Below are 18,679 nucleotides of genomic sequence, written 5' to 3'. Positions count from 1 at the left end.
AACTTTAATTAGCAGTTAAAATCCCTTTGATCATACGTATATTTAACGCTGAGTTATAAGAGCAAAAAATTGAACAACTCAAAAACCGCCCTGCTAAACAGAAAACAGTTACAACAATTAATCTTACAAAAATCAATAAAACACTTATGGCTTGCCAATCAAATTGGTGTGAGTGAAAAAACATTAACTCGATGGCTCAATGGATCGGTTTCCAGAATTAGGCTTAGTAACTTAACTAAACTTGCTCATGCCTTAAGCTGCACTAAAGAAGATTTAATTGCCCGCTCAGAAATAGATATTTATCCTAGTGAAGAAAACCGCGATATTTTAGTCAACGAGTTGCATAACGATGGGCTTTTATATGAACTAATGATGAGCAGTAAAATTAAACTCGCCATTTCTTTAATAAAATCGACATTTCATTCAACGTTACCCCGCGCTATTATCGCTAATTTTTATATTAAACTTGGTTACGCATCTCTTATTCATCGTCAATATAAAAATGCACTGCAATATTTTGAAAAAGGCTTTAATAAAGCGACAAAAGCGGATGATCTTTCGCTCGTTTTTTCTGCTAATTTAGGCTGTGCAATTACATTGTTTTTTTCGTGTGAGTTTAAAAAGTCACAATATTACTTAGTTATTTGCAGTAATTCATTACAATACGCTAATCAAGAGAAAGCGCATTACTACAGCACCTATTCGCTCTTTAATTTATATTCTGGTGATATAAACGCAGCGATCCAATCTGCTAATTTATGTTTAACCGAATGCGGGGAAAAAACAGACTCAATAGAAAAAAACCTATTTAAAGGGACAGCTTTACAGCTACTTGGGGCATGTTATTTATTAAAAGGTGATACTAAAGCCGCCTATACGTTTTGCGCCGAGTCACTCAATGTCGCCAACCTTTCTGGGTATAACCGTTGCGTTGCGGTATCTAAGGGATACTTAGCGGCAATTCATTGTACAAATGAAAAACCCGCACTCGCAGAGCAACTTATTGAGCAGAGCATAGCCTTAGTAAGTGATGAAGACATTTCCCTGCCAAGTTTATTATGTATAGCACTCTATATTTATCGAAAAACGGCAAACACAACAAAATTTCTAGCCTGCCTAAGCACACTAAATGCGATGTGTAACACAACAAATGTCGTCAATACATTTGCTACCTACCAACTTTACCTTATAGATATAGAGCAAAACAATACACTCGCCGCACGTTCAAAATTAACGCAGATTGAAAGCGCGCTAAACCAGCTTTCACTCCCTTTGTGGCTGGCATGGTTAACAAAACCTAATCTTTAATCCACCCAATACTCAAAATATAGCGACAACCTATTTCTATTTTCATAACGCGGTGCTCATTAATGTCGGGGCGAAAAAGCTTTACTCTGCGGGTGTTAATTATTGAATCCTTGCATATAAACTCACCTCCTTTTTTTGCGGGCTTTAACACTATATTTAACCTGAAGTGTTTACCTGCTTTTACTCTATCTGTATGCGGCTTTATTTCACTCCCTTGCGGGAATTTTATTAAGTAAACATCAAACTTTATAGGCCACAAAGCACCACATAACAGCATTTTGTCGTAGCCTGTTTTTTGCCTGCCTCGTTGCCAGCGAAATAATTTATTAAACATAAAAGCTCGATTGTTAGGGTGTTTTGATCTTTCAGGATTAAAGTTAAATAACCTGAACTCTGGATAATAAACCTATCTCGAGCAGCTATTTTCAGCGCTAACTGCGTTGAGTTTACTTGCAATAGGCCAACTATTGATGCGTAAATTCGCCTTGTTTTCACTGAAAATCTCTGGCTAGAGAAAATAAATTTAAATATCACCATTATTCAATACGTTGGTAAATCTCTTAACCAAAGTTCAGGTTAAATAAGCTCTTCTAAGCAGATTGGATTCAACAAATCCCATTAGGTATATTTTTAATAAACTAAGCGCTAAAGCCATTTAATTTTTAGCTTTGCAGAGTGAACTCTACTTACTTGTGGCCTTAATAAATTGCAATTTATGTCAATATAACTTGTCGCATTTGGCGCTAATGAAAGATCATTACTTTGACCTATACAGTTACCAATAAATTTACCATTTTTGTCGAATGTTGATGCAACAACAGCCCCCGTATAGATACTTTCGTTAGTAACATTTTGTAACTCTGCCGTTATTCTTACTTTACCATTATCTTTAAAAACCTCAGATAGAGTGAGTCTATAGCTACCACTAAAATCAGACGTTGTTTCAAGTGTTTTATTAGACACCAACTGTTTAAACCCACTGTTTACCTCAGCCGCTATTGTTAAAGCGTACACACTTAAACAACCAAGCAAAGCAATGACAAATCCTATCCCCCAAAAAAAACCTTTTATTGATTCGTTAAAGTTACTACTGCTCATTTAAACTCCTTTTTATTTGCTACCATTGTATTTCGTTAATAATGTATCCAAAATAGCTTTTTTCACCAACTAAATTTACGCTTTTATTTTTCAGTGTTAGTAACTCATTTTTATTTAAGTACCACCTTATTGAATGCTCTTCATGGGTAACTAAATCTGAAAACGTTAGCTTCACGCACTGTGGTTCGTAGTCGCTACTACATGTATCTGTTTTAATTAGCAAATACTCTTGCGACCACTGCTCACCCAAGTGGTAATGGGCCCAAAGCTGTATTGGTACAGCGCTTAGTGACCAAAAATAAAAATAAATTAAAATAGGCGTAAACAGAAAGTAAAACAGGTAATTAATTTTCCCTCTTCGCTAAATTGATATTTGAGTGATTCACGTACTTTTTTACTAGTTTTATAACGAACAAAAAATATGATCACAGCCAGTATCGTTAACGCTATCAGCACCCTGCTTTTTAAAAAATTATAATATGTGTTAGGAATAAATGCAGGGTCTATACTCTCAAACCATCCATAAAATATAACGGGTAAAAACATCAACAATAATCCGATGATAAGAAATAAATAGCCACGTGTTTTGGTCATAATCGGTGTACCTAAGCTTTTACTAAAATAGTTAAAAATTTGTATTACTGTATTTATAATTATATTTACTGTAAGGGTTTGATTGCAAAAAGTAATGCTGCCATTGAATATGAGGCACTAATTTTTACTTTATTAGAGCTTGAGCTAACTTTTGAATCGATTTGGTTATTTCAATCGTACTTATAGCGCCATAGCCAAAGCGAATATGCGTAAGAGCTTTTTGATCTACAGCAAATAGCGTACTTAACGTTGAATCGTTGTTTTTAAAGTCAGAAAGATCCCTTCCCTCAATTAACTTTGAGATATCGACCCAAATGGCTAAGCCTCCTGTCGGTAGTAAGAATGAGATTTTATCGCCAAATACTCGAGTGAATTCTTGTGCTGTATGGTTTCTTCTTTCTTTATACTCTCGCCTTACTTTTCGTATATGTCGCTTTACTTCACCTGACTCCATTAAGTCTGATATAACGTGTTCTGTTATGGTATTGCCCTGTCTATCAATAAGTACTATTTCTTGTGCTGCGCGTTTAATAAACTGAGTATCTGAAACAATGTACCCAAGTCGTAGTGCTGGCGCAAACACTTTAGACATAGAACCAATATGCACCACGTTTTCGGAATTAGGAAGACTTGCCAATGGCGGAATTGGATTACTTTCATAATGAAATTCATGGTCGTAGTCATCCTCAATAATAGAAAATTGATGGGTTTTAGATAGCGCCAACAAAGCCAATCTTCTGTGCATGGGCAGGCATACCGTTGTCGGGTATTGATGGTGCGGGGTAACATAAACACCCGACACATTGTGATTTTCGAGTATTTCACGTAAGTGAGCTATATCAAGCCCCTGCTCATCTAATCTACATTTAACGACTTCAAAACCATTTGATTCAAACGCAGCTTTTGCAGGTAAATAACATAAATCTTCCATAATAATGACCCCTTTTTTGGAGTCTAATATTCTTGATGCTAAATAAATCCCCATTTGGCTGCCTCTGACTATACATATTTCTTGTTCTGAGCAGTTCATGAATCGATCGCTGGAGAGCATTTTTTGTATTGAGTTACGAAGCTCAATAGCGCCGCGAGGATCGCCGTACCCTAGCTTAGCCTGACGGCTTAAATTAACGCACACTCGCCGATAAGTACGTGCCAATAACTCATATGGAATTAAACGAGCATCAGGTGTGCCATCATTCGTTATTGATACACAATCAGCTAACGCCAAAGCATCAAGATATAAATTTTCGACCAACTTAGATGATGGTTTCGTTTTTATTGTACTGCTGAGCAAACTGGTATTTGCAGCTGACAAACTTTGCTCTGGTAGTGTTTCAGATACGAACGTACCGCGCCTCCGTTTGCTTTTCAACCATCCTTGCACCTCAAGCTCTTCGTAAACTTGTTGCACTGTTTTTCGATTAATACCTAACTGATTAGCCAGTGAGCGAGAGCCCGGCAATATACTTCCTGGCGTTAAACGCCCAGTTTGTATGTCTTTTGTTATACGGTTCAGTAGTTTCGAATGGAGCGTTTTACCGCAGCTATCCTCAAAAGTGAACTGAATATCCCAAGGTCTTAACATAAGCACCTCATCACTGGACCCCTTAACTTTTCATTTCTGGCTCTTATTTTCCATCCAGACTATCGCTATCTTACTGCCATTGTCAAAACATAAAAAGAGAATAACTCACATGAAAACATTAAATACAACTAAAGAGGCCTTGATGAAAAGTACGCAGCAAGACATGCAAACACTCATTCAAGATAGCAACTTAACAGATCGCGAAAAACTGGCGCTAACATGCCGAATATTATTTGATAAAGGCCATGACTCTGGGTTAGCGGGGCAAATTACTGGCCGTACAGAGAAAAATAATACCTTTTTAACACAACGATTTGGATTAGGTTTTGACGAAGTAAGTGCAAAAAACCTAATTGAAGTCGATCAAGATCTAAAGCCTTTAGATGGAGAAGGCATGGCTAATCCTGCGAACCGTTTTCATACATGGATTTATAAAGAACACCCAGAAGTAAACTGCATTATTCATACACATCCAACACATATTGCTGCGTTATCGATGCTAGAAGTCCCTTTGATCATATCTCAAATGGATACATGTGGATTGTATAACGATTGTTCTTTTGTGGCTGACTGGCCTGGTGTACCGGTTGGTAACGAAGAAGGAATGCTTATTTCAAAAGCACTGGGTAAAAACCGTGCCGTGTTTCTTGCACATCACGGGCAGCTTGTTATAGGCAAAAATATTGAAGAGGCGTGCAACCTCGCAATATTGATTGAACGAGCCGCTAAATTGCAATTACTCGCAATGGCTGCAGGTGAAATTAAGCCGCTTCCTCACAAACTAGCTCAAGAAGCTCACGACTGGGTTTCTACCGACAAACGAAATAAAGTCAATTTTGCGTACTACGCAAGACAGGCATTAAAAAATCACACTAACTGTATTTAAGGCACATAAAATGAATATATCTGGAATTATAGGTTACCCAATAACCCCTTTTCACAATAACGGCCAAGGTGTTGATTTTGATAAATTAAGAATTGTTATAGACACATTACTTACTGCTAAAGTAGATGCTATAGCCGCTTTAGGCAGTGCTGGCGAAGCCGCTTATTTAAGCCAAACTGAATGGGAAAATATTTCCAGTTACACAGTTAAATATGTAGCAGGTAGAGTACCCGTTGTTATTGGTATTGCTGAATTAACCACTGAGCAAGCACTAAAACGCGCGACATATGCTCACAGCATTGGTGCTGATGTGATCATGCTTTCGCCATTTTCTTATTATAAATTGAATGACGATGAGATTTATGCACATTATCAAAGTGTATCCGACGCGACACCTCTTCCTATTATGATATATAACAATCCAGCGACATGTGGAGTTGATATGTCACCTCAATTTATGCTGAAAATGGTCAACAACATAAAAAATGCAGTCATGATCAAAGAAAGCACTGGCGATATACAACGTATGCATAAAATCTATAAACTTTCTAATGGCGAAGTACCTTTTTTTAATGGCTGTAATCATATGGCTCTTGAAGCCCTAAACGCTGGCGCTGTTGGCTGGTGCACTGCAGCTCCGTGCTTAATTGGTGATCAACCAAAACAATTATTAGCAGCAGTTAAAAGCGGTAATAGCAGCAAAGCAAAAGAGCTATTTTATCAACAATATGACTTTTTAGAATTTATTGTTAAATCGGGTTTGGCTGCTGCCGTTAAATCTGGCTTTGCCTTACAAGGTGTTGACGTGGGCGGCCCTAGAAAACCGCTTTTACCTTTATCTGTATCAGAGCAGGCACGACTTAAAGGCATGTTATCAAATTTAGGTGCTCTGTGTTAATTCAGAAATAGATATCTTCAGACTAAGTCGAGTTGACCTTTCGTGATTAATTTTACAGCAGACTGTTTGGTATTTAGCCCGAACTCTGGATAATAAATCTATCTCGAGCTGCTATTTTCAGCGCTAACTGCGTTGAATTTACTTGCAATAGGCCAGCTATTGACGCGTAAATTCGTCTTATTTTCACTGAAAATCTCTGGCTAGAGAAAATAACTTTAAATATCACTTTTATTCAATACGTTAGCAAATATCTTAACCAAAGTTCAGGTTAAGTAAACATCAAACTTTATAGGCCACAAAGCACCACATAACAGCATTTTGTCGTAGCCTGTTTTTTGCATGCCTCGTTGCCAGCGAAATAATTTATTAAACATAAAAGCTCGATTGTTAGGGTGTATTGATCTTTCAGCATTAAAGTTAAATAAGCTCTTCTAAGCAGATTGGATTCAACAAATCCCATTAGGTATATTTTTAATAAACTAAGCGTTTAAATGCTACGTTAGGGCGCTAAATATATTTAGCGCCCTTTTTTATTGCCCGCTGCATTACGCTAGTTTTTATTTAATGCATAACAATGAGTTGCTATTTAACAGTAAATTATTAAAGAACAAATACATTACTGGTTCCGTTAAGATCGAGCACTCCAATACAACTGTCGCTTTCATCAGTAACCATCATACGATCACCCTCAGCCCAAAATGTTTCAGTGTAAATTTCTCCCTCGCCCAATGTAGCATAAGCATTTGTTAACACGGGCTCTCCCGTATTATTATTAATCCAATACAACTTAACGGAGGTGGTCGTGGTGTTTGCAACTTGTAAATTAGGTGCACTGTTTGACGTTCTTGTATATGGTACAGCTAAATCACAACTCCCCAATTCTGCTGTAGCTTCTGGGATCACAACCGGTGGCGCTTCATTTTGTGCATTTTCAACCATCTTTTCGGTTACTTCAAACGCATTGTTTTCATCGTTTAATAATGCAATACCTAAGCAGCTACCTGCACCGTCCGTTAGCATAATACGATGGCCAATATCCCAATCATCCGCTGTATAACTTTCGCCTTGAGCTAAAGTTGCATATGATTCACCGGATCTTTCGCCCGTGTTTCTATTTAGCCAATATATATTAACAAGTTTGTCTGTTGGATTAGTAATAGAGAGATCAATTGCAGGCTTTTGAGAGTTGTAATAAGTCTGCGCTAAACTACATGTTCCTATCGTACCTTTTTCAGGCCAGTGCGGTAAATAAGGTTCAACGGCTGTTACTAGTGGCATTTGTTCAGGTGTCGTTACGTTACAGTCATCACCCGCACATGCACTAAAGTAAAGATCGATAATATCTGAACCAATAAAATCTGATGAAATAGCGATGAAGTATTTACCCGATTCAGGTGTTGTAATTACACATTTTTCTTCATTCGTGTTTTTTGTCACTGATTGGCAAGTAAACTCTGTATCAATTGCAGGATGAACCGCCGATCCTTTTTTCACCCAAAGATCAACATTTCCCGAGCCACCATTAGTCGCAAATGTAATAGATGGTAAGCTTGCAGGTACATCAACAGAAAATAGCCATCCACCACGGCCATTTATGTGTTGGTAATCGCCAAGCGTTAATACTTCTACACTGTCTTTATATTGATCAACCAAAGTTGTGGATAGCCATGTTGTAAATTCTATTTGATTATCTGTGGCAATGTTATTGAGCAAAATCTCAAAATCGTCCCACTGACCATCACGCATATAAACGAGCATTTGATAAACTAACTCTGGGTGCGTTTCAATCAAAAATGCAACACCAAGTTGTCCCCAAGAATACGCATCAGCATTACCTGCAAAAATATCCGCTAAGGTATAAGAGTCGCCACTGTTTGCTGTTGAAATACGTGTGTAATACTGATTATAAAAAGTGCTTAAATACTCGGCTAGCCCTTCAGTCCACCAATTTAACTTACTGTTATACCCACCCTCTTTATTATATCGACCATCTAATGCATGAACGTATTCATGTGCCAATGAACGAATAACCGATCGTCCGTTAGACCATTCTATGGCATCAAAGGTCCAAATATCAGAGCTATGCCACCAGTCAGTTGGCGATGTTTCAAAGTAAATACCACTGGTATTATTGGTATTTTCTAAATGTTTAGCCCACGAGGCATGGTTTGATAAACTAGATAAAATATGAATATTAGTAATTTCGTTTAAATCATTTTCAACTGCTTGCTGAAATTGAGGGGTAATACCTGAATGTAACACTTCATCAAATACCCTTTTTGTTTGTTTGATCACATTGCAGGCGTTTTCTAATTCGCTCATTGACATAGCTTGTGCTCGGATCCGAACAGGCTCTTCGCACATTATGTTAGCGCTAAAGAGTTCTGTGGTAGCAAACATTGACGCATCAACAGTGTCTCCACCATCATATGCGTCAATAAATATATGATACTTACCCGCTTTAGGTTTATCGATAATACACGCTTCGTTATTGTTATTCCCTTTGTAAGAAACACAATCAAATACCCCATCAGCACCTGGGCTAGCCTCTTGATTATATTTTACATACAGGTCAGGATCGCCCAGATCTTTATTGTCAATGCCACCAAATAAGCTCACAACTAAAGTTTCTGCATCTTCAGGTAAATCAACATAAAATGACCGCCCTTGTCCCTGTGATGTGCTAATGTTTGTTTTAACAACACCGAGCTTTAGTGCTGGCTCTTGGGCATTAGTGAAATCAACTTCGGGAGTGCTTGGGGTAACACCTGTGGGAGTAGTCGGCTCTGGGAGTTTGCTTGATGAATCGCTCCCGCCGCAACCCGAAAGTACGCACAGCAGTGCGCTTGTTAAGGTCAATGTTCTAAAAAACATTTTGTTTTCCTTCTTAATTATTATTTTATTTTGATAGTAAATTTATTCGATTACTCATAGCTGCAAATATTAAAAGTTGAGTTTTAATAAAGAAAAGATCTGTCGTAACATGAGTTTGAAACCTAGTGAGCTAAGTAACGAAGAACAACATCTTTATAAAAACACGTTTAATAATGCATGTTTTGTATTCATATTTGGTTCGACTTCGTGCATTACATGCATCATTTTTATGATACTTAGCCAAAATGGATACTAGATTTGAATACAACGCTCATATTTGTAACACAAACATTAGCATAATGTAAATTGTATACAATATATTAAGTGGGTGTTGGCAAAAGTAGTTAACCTGAACTCTGGTTAAGAGATTTACTACCGTATTGAATCATGGTGGTATTTAAAGTTATTTTCTCTAGCCAGAGATTTTCAGTAAAAATAAGACGAATTCACGCGTCAATAGCGGGCCTATTGCAAGTAAATTCAATGTAGTTAGCGCTGAAAATAGCTGCTCGAGATAGATTTATTATCCAGAGTTCAGGTTAGTTAATAACTGCGATTTAAAAAGGCGGAAGTTATACATATTATTATTTTCATAAAAGTGAACTTTAAATACCTAACTCGCTCAAGTATTTGAAGTTCTATCTTTTATTGACACTTTTAAGTGTGTTATTTGAAAATAAATAATATCAATCTGCTTAAATATTAGATGATTTAGTTTGTTATATTGTTCAGTGACTTATGCTGATTAAGATAATGGGTTGGGGCTGGGGTTGTTCAAGTAAATCTTCTTTTACGTTGGCAGTAAAGTAAGCAAATATATTTACGTAGGAAAACTTATAAATTAAATAATTATTTCTTAAGTAATATAGAGCCAAAAGCGTTTAGGCCACTCTAAACGCTTTGCTGTACCACCGTTGAAACAAACCTGCTTACTTCCAACTTATTATACTTTCGAAGCCCTCACAATTTTGTACAACATCAGAAGCGTTTGAAATAAATACTTGCTGTGTTTTAGAAACTGGATAACTAAGGTACTCAGAACATTGGGCGCTTTGACCATTACCCACTACGACCTTAGTGCCTGGTTTCAATGTACATTTCACCAGCTTATCAAGCGGCGACCATTGATAACAAATTTCATAGTTTTCTCTATATTTAGCCGTACTACCTGTTGGAAGCTGAAATGACCACCACTGACCAAGCTGACTACGAGGGTTTGTGCTATTCCATGCTCGATACACTGTTACTTCATCCGTGCTTTGGTAGACTGCTCCTTGGCATAACCGACCCTTTAATGGCTCCCCGATTGCCTGAGAAAGAAGATCAGGATCTTGAACTAGTACGAATTGATCACCTAATTCACCAGTGATTTCTGTACTACCTAAACATGCTTGCGGCGGCACTTGCACTGCTACCTCAGGCTTATTAGCACACCCCTGAATAGCAACGATTAGTGCACCGATTAAAATCCTTTTCATATTACCCACCTATGTTTAATGTAAAATTATTAGCGATATATAGTCGTTTCCGCGCTGTTTTTAGTAGCGGATTTGCGTTTGAAGTAAAGCCAGAACACATCACTTTGCTCAATAACCAAACAGTTTAGACTAACATAGGTAAACATAGCATATATTTATTCAATCAGTGATTCTCATAGGTAACTCAATAAAATAGCCTATTAAACAACATAAAGATTGCGCTATTTTTGATAGCTTACTTGGTGCAGGGCAACAATCACTTTACCACTACATAGCGCCTCGATTATTAACTGCCATGGGGTCAAATCGTGACCGTTATAAATGCGCTGCTGACATACAAAAATACGCAGGCATTGCCAGCCAATGTTAGCAAACGCAATGGTAAGAAAGAATACACTGACGATACTCGTGCACAAAATTTTTAAGACAAACATTTGTGGAATGGGCAGGGTTATCGATTCGTTTTGGGCTAAAGTGTATTGTGAGCAACAGAAAGCCAAGGGGAAGCCGCACAACAGCATTATTAGAACACTGGCATTTAAATGGATAAGGATTGTATTTAGCGGCCTTAAAACGAAGAGGCTCACCGCTTTTAAAAATTTGCAATTAATAGCTAAATTTTTAAGTCGTTTACCTCAGGCGTGTTGTTATGTAATGGTTCTCACAACTAATTTTCTTACACCAATTAAAACACCCCCATATGAAATTGGAAAAAATATTAGTACGAAAATTAATGCATCGGTATTAGAGATATCCATACTTGGACTTCCAATAACAGCGAGAGTATTGAGTAACAGCAACACTAAACTCGATTGGAGAAAACCCTTATAACCAATAAAGCCCGCAAACAATAACATAATAAATGATACGCCTATCGCGGGAGTAAAAGGTGCAGCTGCTAGCAACATACAAAGAAAAGAAAGTACGATAGAGAATCCGATTAATACTTTGAACATTGCAACCTCCATGGCACATAACATTTTAGTATTTATACGACACGCGGTTTGTGTTGCAGTGTCGCTTGTTGGACTGAGGCGCTACCTGCTCGGTGTGTTTGAGTTGGTGTTGTTTATGCTATGGACTTTACATTTAAACAAAGGCTTTTGTGACATCAGCTACCTCAAGCCATTTAATCGGCGCGCCTGTTACATCTAAGCTGTCCTCGCATTGCTCAGTGTTTATTATACTGTTATTACACCTAAACCTTGCTCAATAAGCAACCAAATCATTTAAATAAACAGCAACTAAATTAGACAGCCGCTCTAATTGAGCAAACAAAACTACAACACTAAATTTACTTTTTTGGCTAAGCGCTCATCTCTTCTGGTATTGTTATTCACAAAGCACTCATTAAATAAGCCATTATCACTATTAAACCTAAATTACATTCATGAAAATCACGGCATAATCGCAGTTTTAATTTTGACTGAGTCGTTTAAGTTTTATGCGAGTAGCTTTTCGCAGTTGCTGATACTCGCTCGCCGTTTTCAATTTATATTTTCACAGTAATTTGCTTGTGAAGATGACCGGCGTACGCAACGTGATATTCAGTGATAGTACTATGTAAGTACTATGTAATTACTATGTATTAACCAAACTTGCTTGACGCTTTCTCGCAGTAGCCATATGGCAGCCTGCTTTTTTTGCACAAAATAAAAACGAGTACTTAGTTCAAAAAGTGAAAATATTAGAATGGATGTCTAGTTTACTCATCTGCTTTGAAAAGTAAGGGTTCACCGCTGTTAAAATTTACGGTGGAAAGTAAGCTTTAGCGCTTGCTGTCCACCTAAGGGCGTGTTGTTATGTGAAAAACTCCATTAGTTCATTTACGATCCCTGATGGGTCTTTAAAAGCGGCATAGCGACCCCACCTATTTTCATTAGGTGATTTATGTACAAAAACAACACCTTTTGATTTTAACTCGTTAATTTTTTCATCCAAATTACTAACAGTAAGCACCAATGATGAGTTTGAATTAAATCCGTGCTCATAGTTTGTTGCCTCCATTGCTCCTCCAAACATGAACACAGTATGTGAGCCACTTCTAAGCTTTAAACTGTCTTCGTATTCTTCGACAAGAATTAGACCAAGGACATCAACGTAGAACTTTTTTGAAATAAGAAGGTCTTGAACAACTAATAAAGTTGATGGATTACCCATAGATGCTTAACCTCCTTTTCACCTAACGAGCCTGTAGGTTAACTCGTTTTTTATTTGTTTTTATTGATAAACAAACCATAGCTGAGTTCCTATTTTGGTTCAATCTATTACTGTACTTTTACGCAGCATATAATGAAGTGTTTGATATTGTTTTAATTGACGTTTTGGAAGAGGTTACGGGTGTTTGAGTGGATTTATTTTAGGTTAAAAGGGCTTCCCTTTCTTAATGCATCGTGTTTTGCAGTTTTTCTATATTATGAACAAGGCAATACAGTTGCCGCAGCGTAAGCTAAAGGCATTCACTTTCGTTTGTCCGCGTAAGATCAATTTACTCATGCCTTTGTTGACGGTAATATTGCGCTTTTTATTTAAAGGAAAGCAAGCTCAAAACAGCCGAGTCGTTTGCCATTCTTTAATAAACAACTGTCGTCGCCCTATTGGGCTGTCTATTTTTACTTCCATCTTGTCTACATTACTCAGCTTTTTACGTAACTAACTATTTATGATTTACACTTAACACATTGCTTTAATTGATTATTTCATTGAATTTAGAATGGGTGTCATCCTATCATCCGAACTGTTAATAACCAACAAGGTTTAACCTGATTATATGCCTACAGACCTAAGTCACCTGCCTTGATTAGACGCTCAATACGCGTGCATTAATACAATAAACAAAGTCGCTTACACCTGACTTGGTAACTGCGTTAGGCACCTTAATCTAACTGGATCACAATGATGAAACCAGCCGCCTTGAATAGTGCCATGATTAGGTTAATCGATGAATGTCTAGTGCCCCAGCAAGCCCAAAAGGATATGGGGAAAACCTGGCTGCGATGAGATCGCAATAAGAAATTACGGCGAAACGCACCCTATATGTGTTTGCCGTAAGCTATTTGCTTAACAGCCGCATCAACAGACGAAGTAAACGAATTCGTTTATTGATAAAAACAGTCAAATAAAATACTAGTGTCTATTGACAGAGTTAAGGCTCATATATGTTTGTTGTTACCCTCCAAACGTTTCAGCACAGGTTTGAAAAACGGCTACAGCAATTAGTATTTTTGCAAATGAAGTTTTTTAGAACCCATCCTTTGTCATCGTAAATATACCCAGTCCCCCCAGCAAACACCTCATATGAATAGATCTCCTTATTCATTGTTAATTCCCCTGAATATTTACAAGGCATAATAATTGACTCTCCATGAGCTTCTTCATTACTGACTTCCTCCGCAGTTTGAAAGTACAAAGTAATGTCGCTTTTTGTCAATTGAAAGCTATCACAAATCTTAGAACCCTGCTTGGTGATATCGACAACTTTTTCTGTAGTCAATATTTGAATTTTTTTTTCATGATTAAAGGCACAAGATGTAATAAAAAAAGCAGCGCCTAGACAAATGATATTTTTTATCATGGAGCAACCCCTACTTTTAAATATTGAAGCAACTGGATTCCTTCTGCTTTCTTTTTCCTAGCAATTACACCATGTGCGTAAACATCTTTATTTAAATTTAAAGAGAACTCTTTTAATAATATATCCACTAACAACTTCAATGATTGAAACTGTTCATTTGTTGGTCGTTCAAAGATATTTGTAGCTTTGTTAAACCGACCTACAACCTCAATTCCTAATGAATCATTATTTGAAGGATAACGAAGAGGATAAGCTTTTCCTAACTCATGCCTAGATACATTTTTTACTCTTTTGGAAAATGAAAATCCTTTCTGATGAAGCAAACTATTAACCGTTTTTAATTCTTTAGGGTCACATGATTTTTCGTCGGCACACCGAGAATATAAGATACCAACATGCCAACAGAGTTTTTCTAAACTAGCTGTTTGGTATATTGTTCCATCATTAGCAATTAAAAAATGAGCTCCAGTTTTTTGCCCTGAAGCATAACCATTCAGGGATGAAATAGCACTCGAACCTGCAGTTCGATGAAGCACTATAGATGTTACGTTGTTAATATTCCCATGTTCAATAGAGTTGTATCGCTTGGCCGTTATACGCTCATCTACGATTATTCCATTTGTAACTGTTGTCATTAAAGTTCCTTTTAAATTGTGTTTACAAAATATCAAATTTACCTGTTAGCTTGAAAGCAAACTAACGAGCCTGTAGATTAACTCGTTTTTTATTTATTTTTATTGATGGTTTAACCATAGCTGAGTTCCTATTTTGGTTCAATTGATTACTGTGTTTTTACGCAGAATATTAAAAAGTGTTTAGTGTGGGTTTTATTCGCGTTTTGGAAAGGATTACATGTGTCTGAGTGGCTTATTTGAGGTTAAAAGGGCTTCACCTTCTCAATGGCAGCCTGTTTTGCAGCTTTTCTATATTATGAACAAGGCAATACAATTGCCGCAACGTAAGCTAAAGGCATTCGCTTTCGCTTGCCACCGTAAGGTCAATTTATTCATGCCTTTGTTGACGGTAATATTGCGCTTTTTATTTAAAGGAAAGCAGGCTCTATACAGCTAAGTCGTTTGCCATACTTTAATAAACAGCTGTCGTCGCCCAATTGGGCTATCTATTTTTACTTTCATTTTGTCTACATTACTCAGCTTTTTGCATAATTAATTATTTATAACAACGCACTCTTAATTCTGTTTTTGTTGACTTTTTTCGTAAAAATTAGGATGGGTGTCATCCTAACTATCTTCAACGTAACCCCAACGGTTTTCTTCGGATAAAAAAGAGCTTCCACATTTAATCTGAACGGCAAACATTTTACCAGTAACATAACCGCCTTCACTGACAACTTCAATATACCCATCAATTCCGAAGTCAGATTATTAATGGTTTCTTTTGAATATCCATCCTAGCTTTTCCGTAACAATTTCAGTGACAAAATTTACCCCAAGCTCTCCTGATTAAGCTGATTTTGAATATTTCGAATATCCATTTGACATATTCAATTCTCAATAGTGTATAAGTTCCAAAAAACATAACGCCCTTGTTTAACAGCTTGTTATAGCAACAATCGCCATACCAAACCGAGTAAACAGATAAATACTCCTGACAATGAAAGCCATTGTTGTACTCTTGGATTCCCTATCGTTGGGATGCTTTCTGATTTTAAAATATTAGTTAATGGCGAGAAGAATAATTTCGGCATTAAGCCTGCGCTTAACAGTATAAGAAATACGCCAATAGTCATTACTAGTTCCCTGACTATGAATGCGACAATCAAGAAATCGTAAATGCCGGTAATTAGGATTAAAGTAGCAAAACTAATACATAAAATGAATGCTAATTTTTCTTTCAAAGGTAGATGATTCAATACGAAACTCTCCATGTTGCATATAACGAGCCTGTAGATTAACTCGTTTTCTTATTTATTTTTATTAATGAACAAACCATAGCTGAGTTCCTATTTTGGTTCAATTGATTACTGTGTTTTTACGCAGAATATTAAAAAGTGTTTAGTGTGGGTTTTATTCGCATTTTGGAAGGAGTTACGGGTGTTTCAGTGGCTTTATTTTGGCTTAAAAGGGATTACCTCTCTTCAATGCATCGCGTTTTGCCGTTTTTCTATATTATGAACTACGCAATACAGTTGCCATTGCGTATTCACTTTCGTTTGACCCCGTAAGGTCAATTCACAACTAAATTAGACAGCCACTCTAATTGAAAAATAAAACTGTGCTATTAAATTTACTTTTCAGGTTAAAAATTTATCTTTTACTAATACGTTACTTTCATTTCATCCAGTAAATAAGTTATTTATACTCCTAAGCCTAAATTGCACGCATGAAAATGACTGCATAATGCAGTTTAACTTTTTACTGAATGGTTTTTAATTTATGCGAGTAACTTCTCGCAGTTACTAATATTTGATCGCCGTTTTCTGTTGAGATTTTCGCAGTAACTTGCTTGTTGTATCACCAGTAAAGGCCCTTGTAGAAGCTCAAAAACAAAAGGAATTAACATTGCGCTAGGTAATGACTATTTAGCATCACAAGGTTTAGTGTCATTGAAAGATATTTGGATCAATATTCATTACGGGAGGTGAACCGCCCATTGCGCTTCCTGTTAATAAAAAGCGCATGATGGGTGGTGTGGGGGCTGGAGGTTAGAGACCTCCGGCTACCCGATTAGGTGCATTTATACACCCAGCCTTTCAATAAGCTTTTGAATTGATCGCTCAGGTGATTCACCAGCGGTATCAATTGAGATTATCTCCGAATCCCAAGAGTGAAATTCTCTTGATTTTACACTTTCCCAAGATGGTAAAGCCAAACCTTTCACAGGAGCATCACGGCTCTCTACTCTAATTTTATGCTCAATTTTATTAGAACAACTAATTTCTATATTAACGTATTTTGCACCAGAATTAATAGCAGTTTGCTCCCATTCAACTCTAGATTCAGGGACAGTGTTACATGAGTCGCCAACCACATTTAGCCCTTGTATTAAATTATCTGAAACCAGCCTATAAGCTATTTGATAACCTTCAGCATAAACCTCTAAACTACAGATATCCTTTAGGGATTGCTCAATAGTATCAACTCGTAAATACGACGCACCGAGGTATTTACTTAAAAGTGCCGCTAAAGTACTTTTCCCAGTCCCCGGCAATCCTGAAAAGATATAAAGTGTTGCCATACTAGATTTGCACCTAACTTTTAAATAAGGGGCGCAGGCATGTGGGGCATAATGGCGAAGCCGCCCCGCATGTAGGCGTCCCAGCGAACGAAGTGAGTGACTTAAGTTTTTTGTTCGCTCGCTTGCTGATTAATCCCACCATAGTAGTAACTTATTGTTTATAACATCACTTTCTGGATTAAAGGCCATGCCTTGGTTAGAAGCTTCTTGATTTGCAATATTGAATATTGCCTCCTTTTCGCTCTGAGTACTAGGTAAAGATATTTTCAAAGCGTCTGCGTAAGGTTCACCTTCTTGTTGGACTCGGTTGTTACTGTCATAGATTGCACTCTTGGGAATAGTCACTTTAACTGCCCCAATGCTATACAGGTTATCTACAAAACTAATAGCGTCCTGAGTACTAGCAAATCTATTACCTGCAAGAGCGTGCTTGTTGTTATTTGATATGAGCCATTCCCGAGCCTCGGGTGACTTTGGGTAGATGAAATAAGCTATCACTGCCAGAACAAAAACGAGTAAAACAATTTTAAACACTTCAACATTCCCATGAGAGCTAACAATTTTTTAGTGCGCTCGTCGTGCATATTTCTGCCAACGATACGCTCATGTATTTTATAAATCATTTTTATCAAATAACTTAATACATTGCTATATATAATTTTTTATTAGCACTCAAACTATTAATAAAGAAAATGCGCTCGTCGCTCATTTTCTTGAATATGGGAGCAGTACAACTAAGCTGTATATAAAAACAGCATTATGGTTGCTGGTAATATGAAAAACGCGTTCTCCCTTTTTAAATTATATTACTGATTATATGTTGGTAGGTTGGCATTCATTACGTACCGTGATAAGTCTCCTAGATGGATTGCACCTTATATCCATTTTCATAATAAGCGACACCCCGCCTCAATGAAAGACAACAAAGCCGAACGCCCGCAATAATACTTGATCAATTTGAGGGCTTAAACCTGACGCTAACAGTGTTAAAAATTTCTGATATAGAACAACTAAATAACGAAATTTTTGCCTTGTTATCAACAAGGTTTTCTTACCTCAAATAGCTCACTTAATTAATCAAATTGGTATTAGAACATTGAGTGCTAAAAAATATTGCACCACGTACACAAGTTTCGGTGCTCAATTAATTATGTTGACCCACCCTAATCACCCTTTGCAAGTGGCA

16 protein-coding genes and 1 pseudogene are annotated in these 18,679 nt (G+C 37.0%); 3 read left to right on the top strand and 14 right to left on the bottom strand.

Translation table 11 applies throughout. From position 1 onward, the window contains the following. Window positions 1-69 precede the first annotated feature (69 nt). Window positions 70-1,308, top strand: a complete 1,239-nt coding sequence (locus ACJJVZ_RS08520) for a helix-turn-helix domain-containing protein (protein ID WP_405599763.1) — start codon at window positions 70-72, stop codon at window positions 1,306-1,308. Here the strand turns inward: ACJJVZ_RS08520 and ACJJVZ_RS08515 are convergent. The 4 genes from ACJJVZ_RS08515 to ACJJVZ_RS08500 all read right to left on the bottom strand — a co-directional run bounded on the left by ACJJVZ_RS08515 (window position 1,298) and on the right by ACJJVZ_RS08500 (window position 4,585). After that, on the bottom strand, window positions 1,298-1,642 hold the full coding sequence (locus tag ACJJVZ_RS08515; RefSeq protein ID WP_405599760.1) for a 2OG-Fe(II) oxygenase: 345 nt from the start codon (window positions 1,640-1,642) through the stop codon (window positions 1,298-1,300). The two genes, ACJJVZ_RS08520 and ACJJVZ_RS08515, sit on opposite strands and share 11 nt — an antisense overlap. A gap of 311 nt (window positions 1,643-1,953) precedes the next feature. Continuing rightward, window positions 1,954-2,406 carry an FxLYD domain-containing protein gene (locus ACJJVZ_RS08510; RefSeq protein WP_405599758.1) on the bottom strand — a complete coding sequence of 151 codons (453 nt, stop codon included), beginning with the start codon at window positions 2,404-2,406 and terminating at the stop codon, window positions 1,954-1,956. A 309-nt stretch (window positions 2,407-2,715) separates the two neighbouring features. Next, window positions 2,716-3,000, bottom strand: coding sequence for a hypothetical protein (locus tag ACJJVZ_RS08505; protein WP_405599755.1), 285 nt, complete (start codon window positions 2,998-3,000; stop codon window positions 2,716-2,718). Between the two features lie 124 nt (window positions 3,001-3,124). Further along, on the bottom strand, window positions 3,125-4,585 hold the full coding sequence (locus ACJJVZ_RS08500; protein WP_405599752.1) for a PLP-dependent aminotransferase family protein: 1,461 nt from the start codon (window positions 4,583-4,585) through the stop codon (window positions 3,125-3,127). A 109-nt stretch (window positions 4,586-4,694) separates the two neighbouring features. On the opposite strand from ACJJVZ_RS08500, the gene ACJJVZ_RS08495 reads away from it, so the two are divergent. Both ACJJVZ_RS08495 and ACJJVZ_RS08490 read left to right on the top strand, forming a co-directional pair. Beyond that, window positions 4,695-5,471: an aldolase gene (locus tag ACJJVZ_RS08495; protein WP_405599750.1), complete on the top strand. Its 777-nt coding sequence runs from the start codon at window positions 4,695-4,697 to the stop codon at window positions 5,469-5,471. Between the two features lie 10 nt (window positions 5,472-5,481). Further along, window positions 5,482-6,369 carry a dihydrodipicolinate synthase family protein gene (locus ACJJVZ_RS08490; protein WP_405599748.1) on the top strand — a complete coding sequence of 296 codons (888 nt, stop codon included), beginning with the start codon at window positions 5,482-5,484 and terminating at the stop codon, window positions 6,367-6,369. 269 nt (window positions 6,370-6,638) lie between these two features. On the opposite strand, the pseudogene ACJJVZ_RS08485 reads toward ACJJVZ_RS08490, so the two are convergent. The 10 genes and pseudogenes from ACJJVZ_RS08485 to ACJJVZ_RS08440 form a co-directional block, all read right to left on the bottom strand. Then, window positions 6,639-6,743, bottom strand: a pseudogene (locus tag ACJJVZ_RS08485) (2OG-Fe(II) oxygenase); the annotation flags it as partial. Between the two features lie 226 nt (window positions 6,744-6,969). Beyond that, window positions 6,970-9,243, bottom strand: coding sequence for a collagenase (locus ACJJVZ_RS08480; RefSeq protein WP_405599745.1), 2,274 nt, complete (start codon window positions 9,241-9,243; stop codon window positions 6,970-6,972). A 929-nt stretch (window positions 9,244-10,172) separates the two neighbouring features. Further along, the gene (locus tag ACJJVZ_RS08475) at window positions 10,173-10,721 is read right to left on the bottom strand and encodes a hypothetical protein (protein WP_273050719.1); all 549 of its coding nucleotides are present in this window, start codon (window positions 10,719-10,721) and stop codon (window positions 10,173-10,175) included. A gap of 647 nt (window positions 10,722-11,368) precedes the next feature. Next, entirely contained in the window at window positions 11,369-11,677 is a 309-nt protein-coding gene (locus tag ACJJVZ_RS08470) for a DUF6419 family natural product biosynthesis protein (protein ID WP_405599742.1), read from the bottom strand. Window positions 11,678-12,521: 844 nt separating this feature from the next. Continuing rightward, window positions 12,522-12,881: a VOC family protein gene (locus tag ACJJVZ_RS08465; RefSeq protein WP_405599740.1), complete on the bottom strand. Its 360-nt coding sequence runs from the start codon at window positions 12,879-12,881 to the stop codon at window positions 12,522-12,524. A gap of 1,024 nt (window positions 12,882-13,905) precedes the next feature. After that, window positions 13,906-14,295: a hypothetical protein gene (locus ACJJVZ_RS08460; protein WP_405599737.1), complete on the bottom strand. Its 390-nt coding sequence runs from the start codon at window positions 14,293-14,295 to the stop codon at window positions 13,906-13,908. Then, window positions 14,292-14,930 carry an N-acetylmuramoyl-L-alanine amidase gene (locus tag ACJJVZ_RS08455; RefSeq protein WP_405599735.1) on the bottom strand — a complete coding sequence of 213 codons (639 nt, stop codon included), beginning with the start codon at window positions 14,928-14,930 and terminating at the stop codon, window positions 14,292-14,294. Before ACJJVZ_RS08455 ends, ACJJVZ_RS08460 begins: the two co-directional genes overlap by 4 nt. Window positions 14,931-15,536: 606 nt before the next feature. Beyond that, on the bottom strand, window positions 15,537-15,665 hold the full coding sequence (locus ACJJVZ_RS08450; RefSeq protein ID WP_405599895.1) for a DUF4365 domain-containing protein: 129 nt from the start codon (window positions 15,663-15,665) through the stop codon (window positions 15,537-15,539). A 1,327-nt stretch (window positions 15,666-16,992) separates the two neighbouring features. After that, the gene (locus ACJJVZ_RS08445) at window positions 16,993-17,493 is read right to left on the bottom strand and encodes an AAA family ATPase (RefSeq protein WP_405599732.1); all 501 of its coding nucleotides are present in this window, start codon (window positions 17,491-17,493) and stop codon (window positions 16,993-16,995) included. Window positions 17,494-17,622: 129 nt separating this feature from the next. Continuing rightward, window positions 17,623-18,027 carry a hypothetical protein gene (locus ACJJVZ_RS08440; RefSeq protein WP_405599730.1) on the bottom strand — a complete coding sequence of 135 codons (405 nt, stop codon included), beginning with the start codon at window positions 18,025-18,027 and terminating at the stop codon, window positions 17,623-17,625. Between the last annotated feature and the right edge of the window lie 652 nt (window positions 18,028-18,679).

Source organism: Pseudoalteromonas sp. Ld19, from assembly GCF_045064135.1.
GTDB classification, from domain to species: Bacteria; Pseudomonadota; Gammaproteobacteria; order Enterobacterales; family Alteromonadaceae; genus Pseudoalteromonas; species Pseudoalteromonas aliena.
The sequence above is the reverse complement of the archived record's forward strand: the minus strand, read 5'-3'. Positions and strand labels throughout refer to the sequence as shown.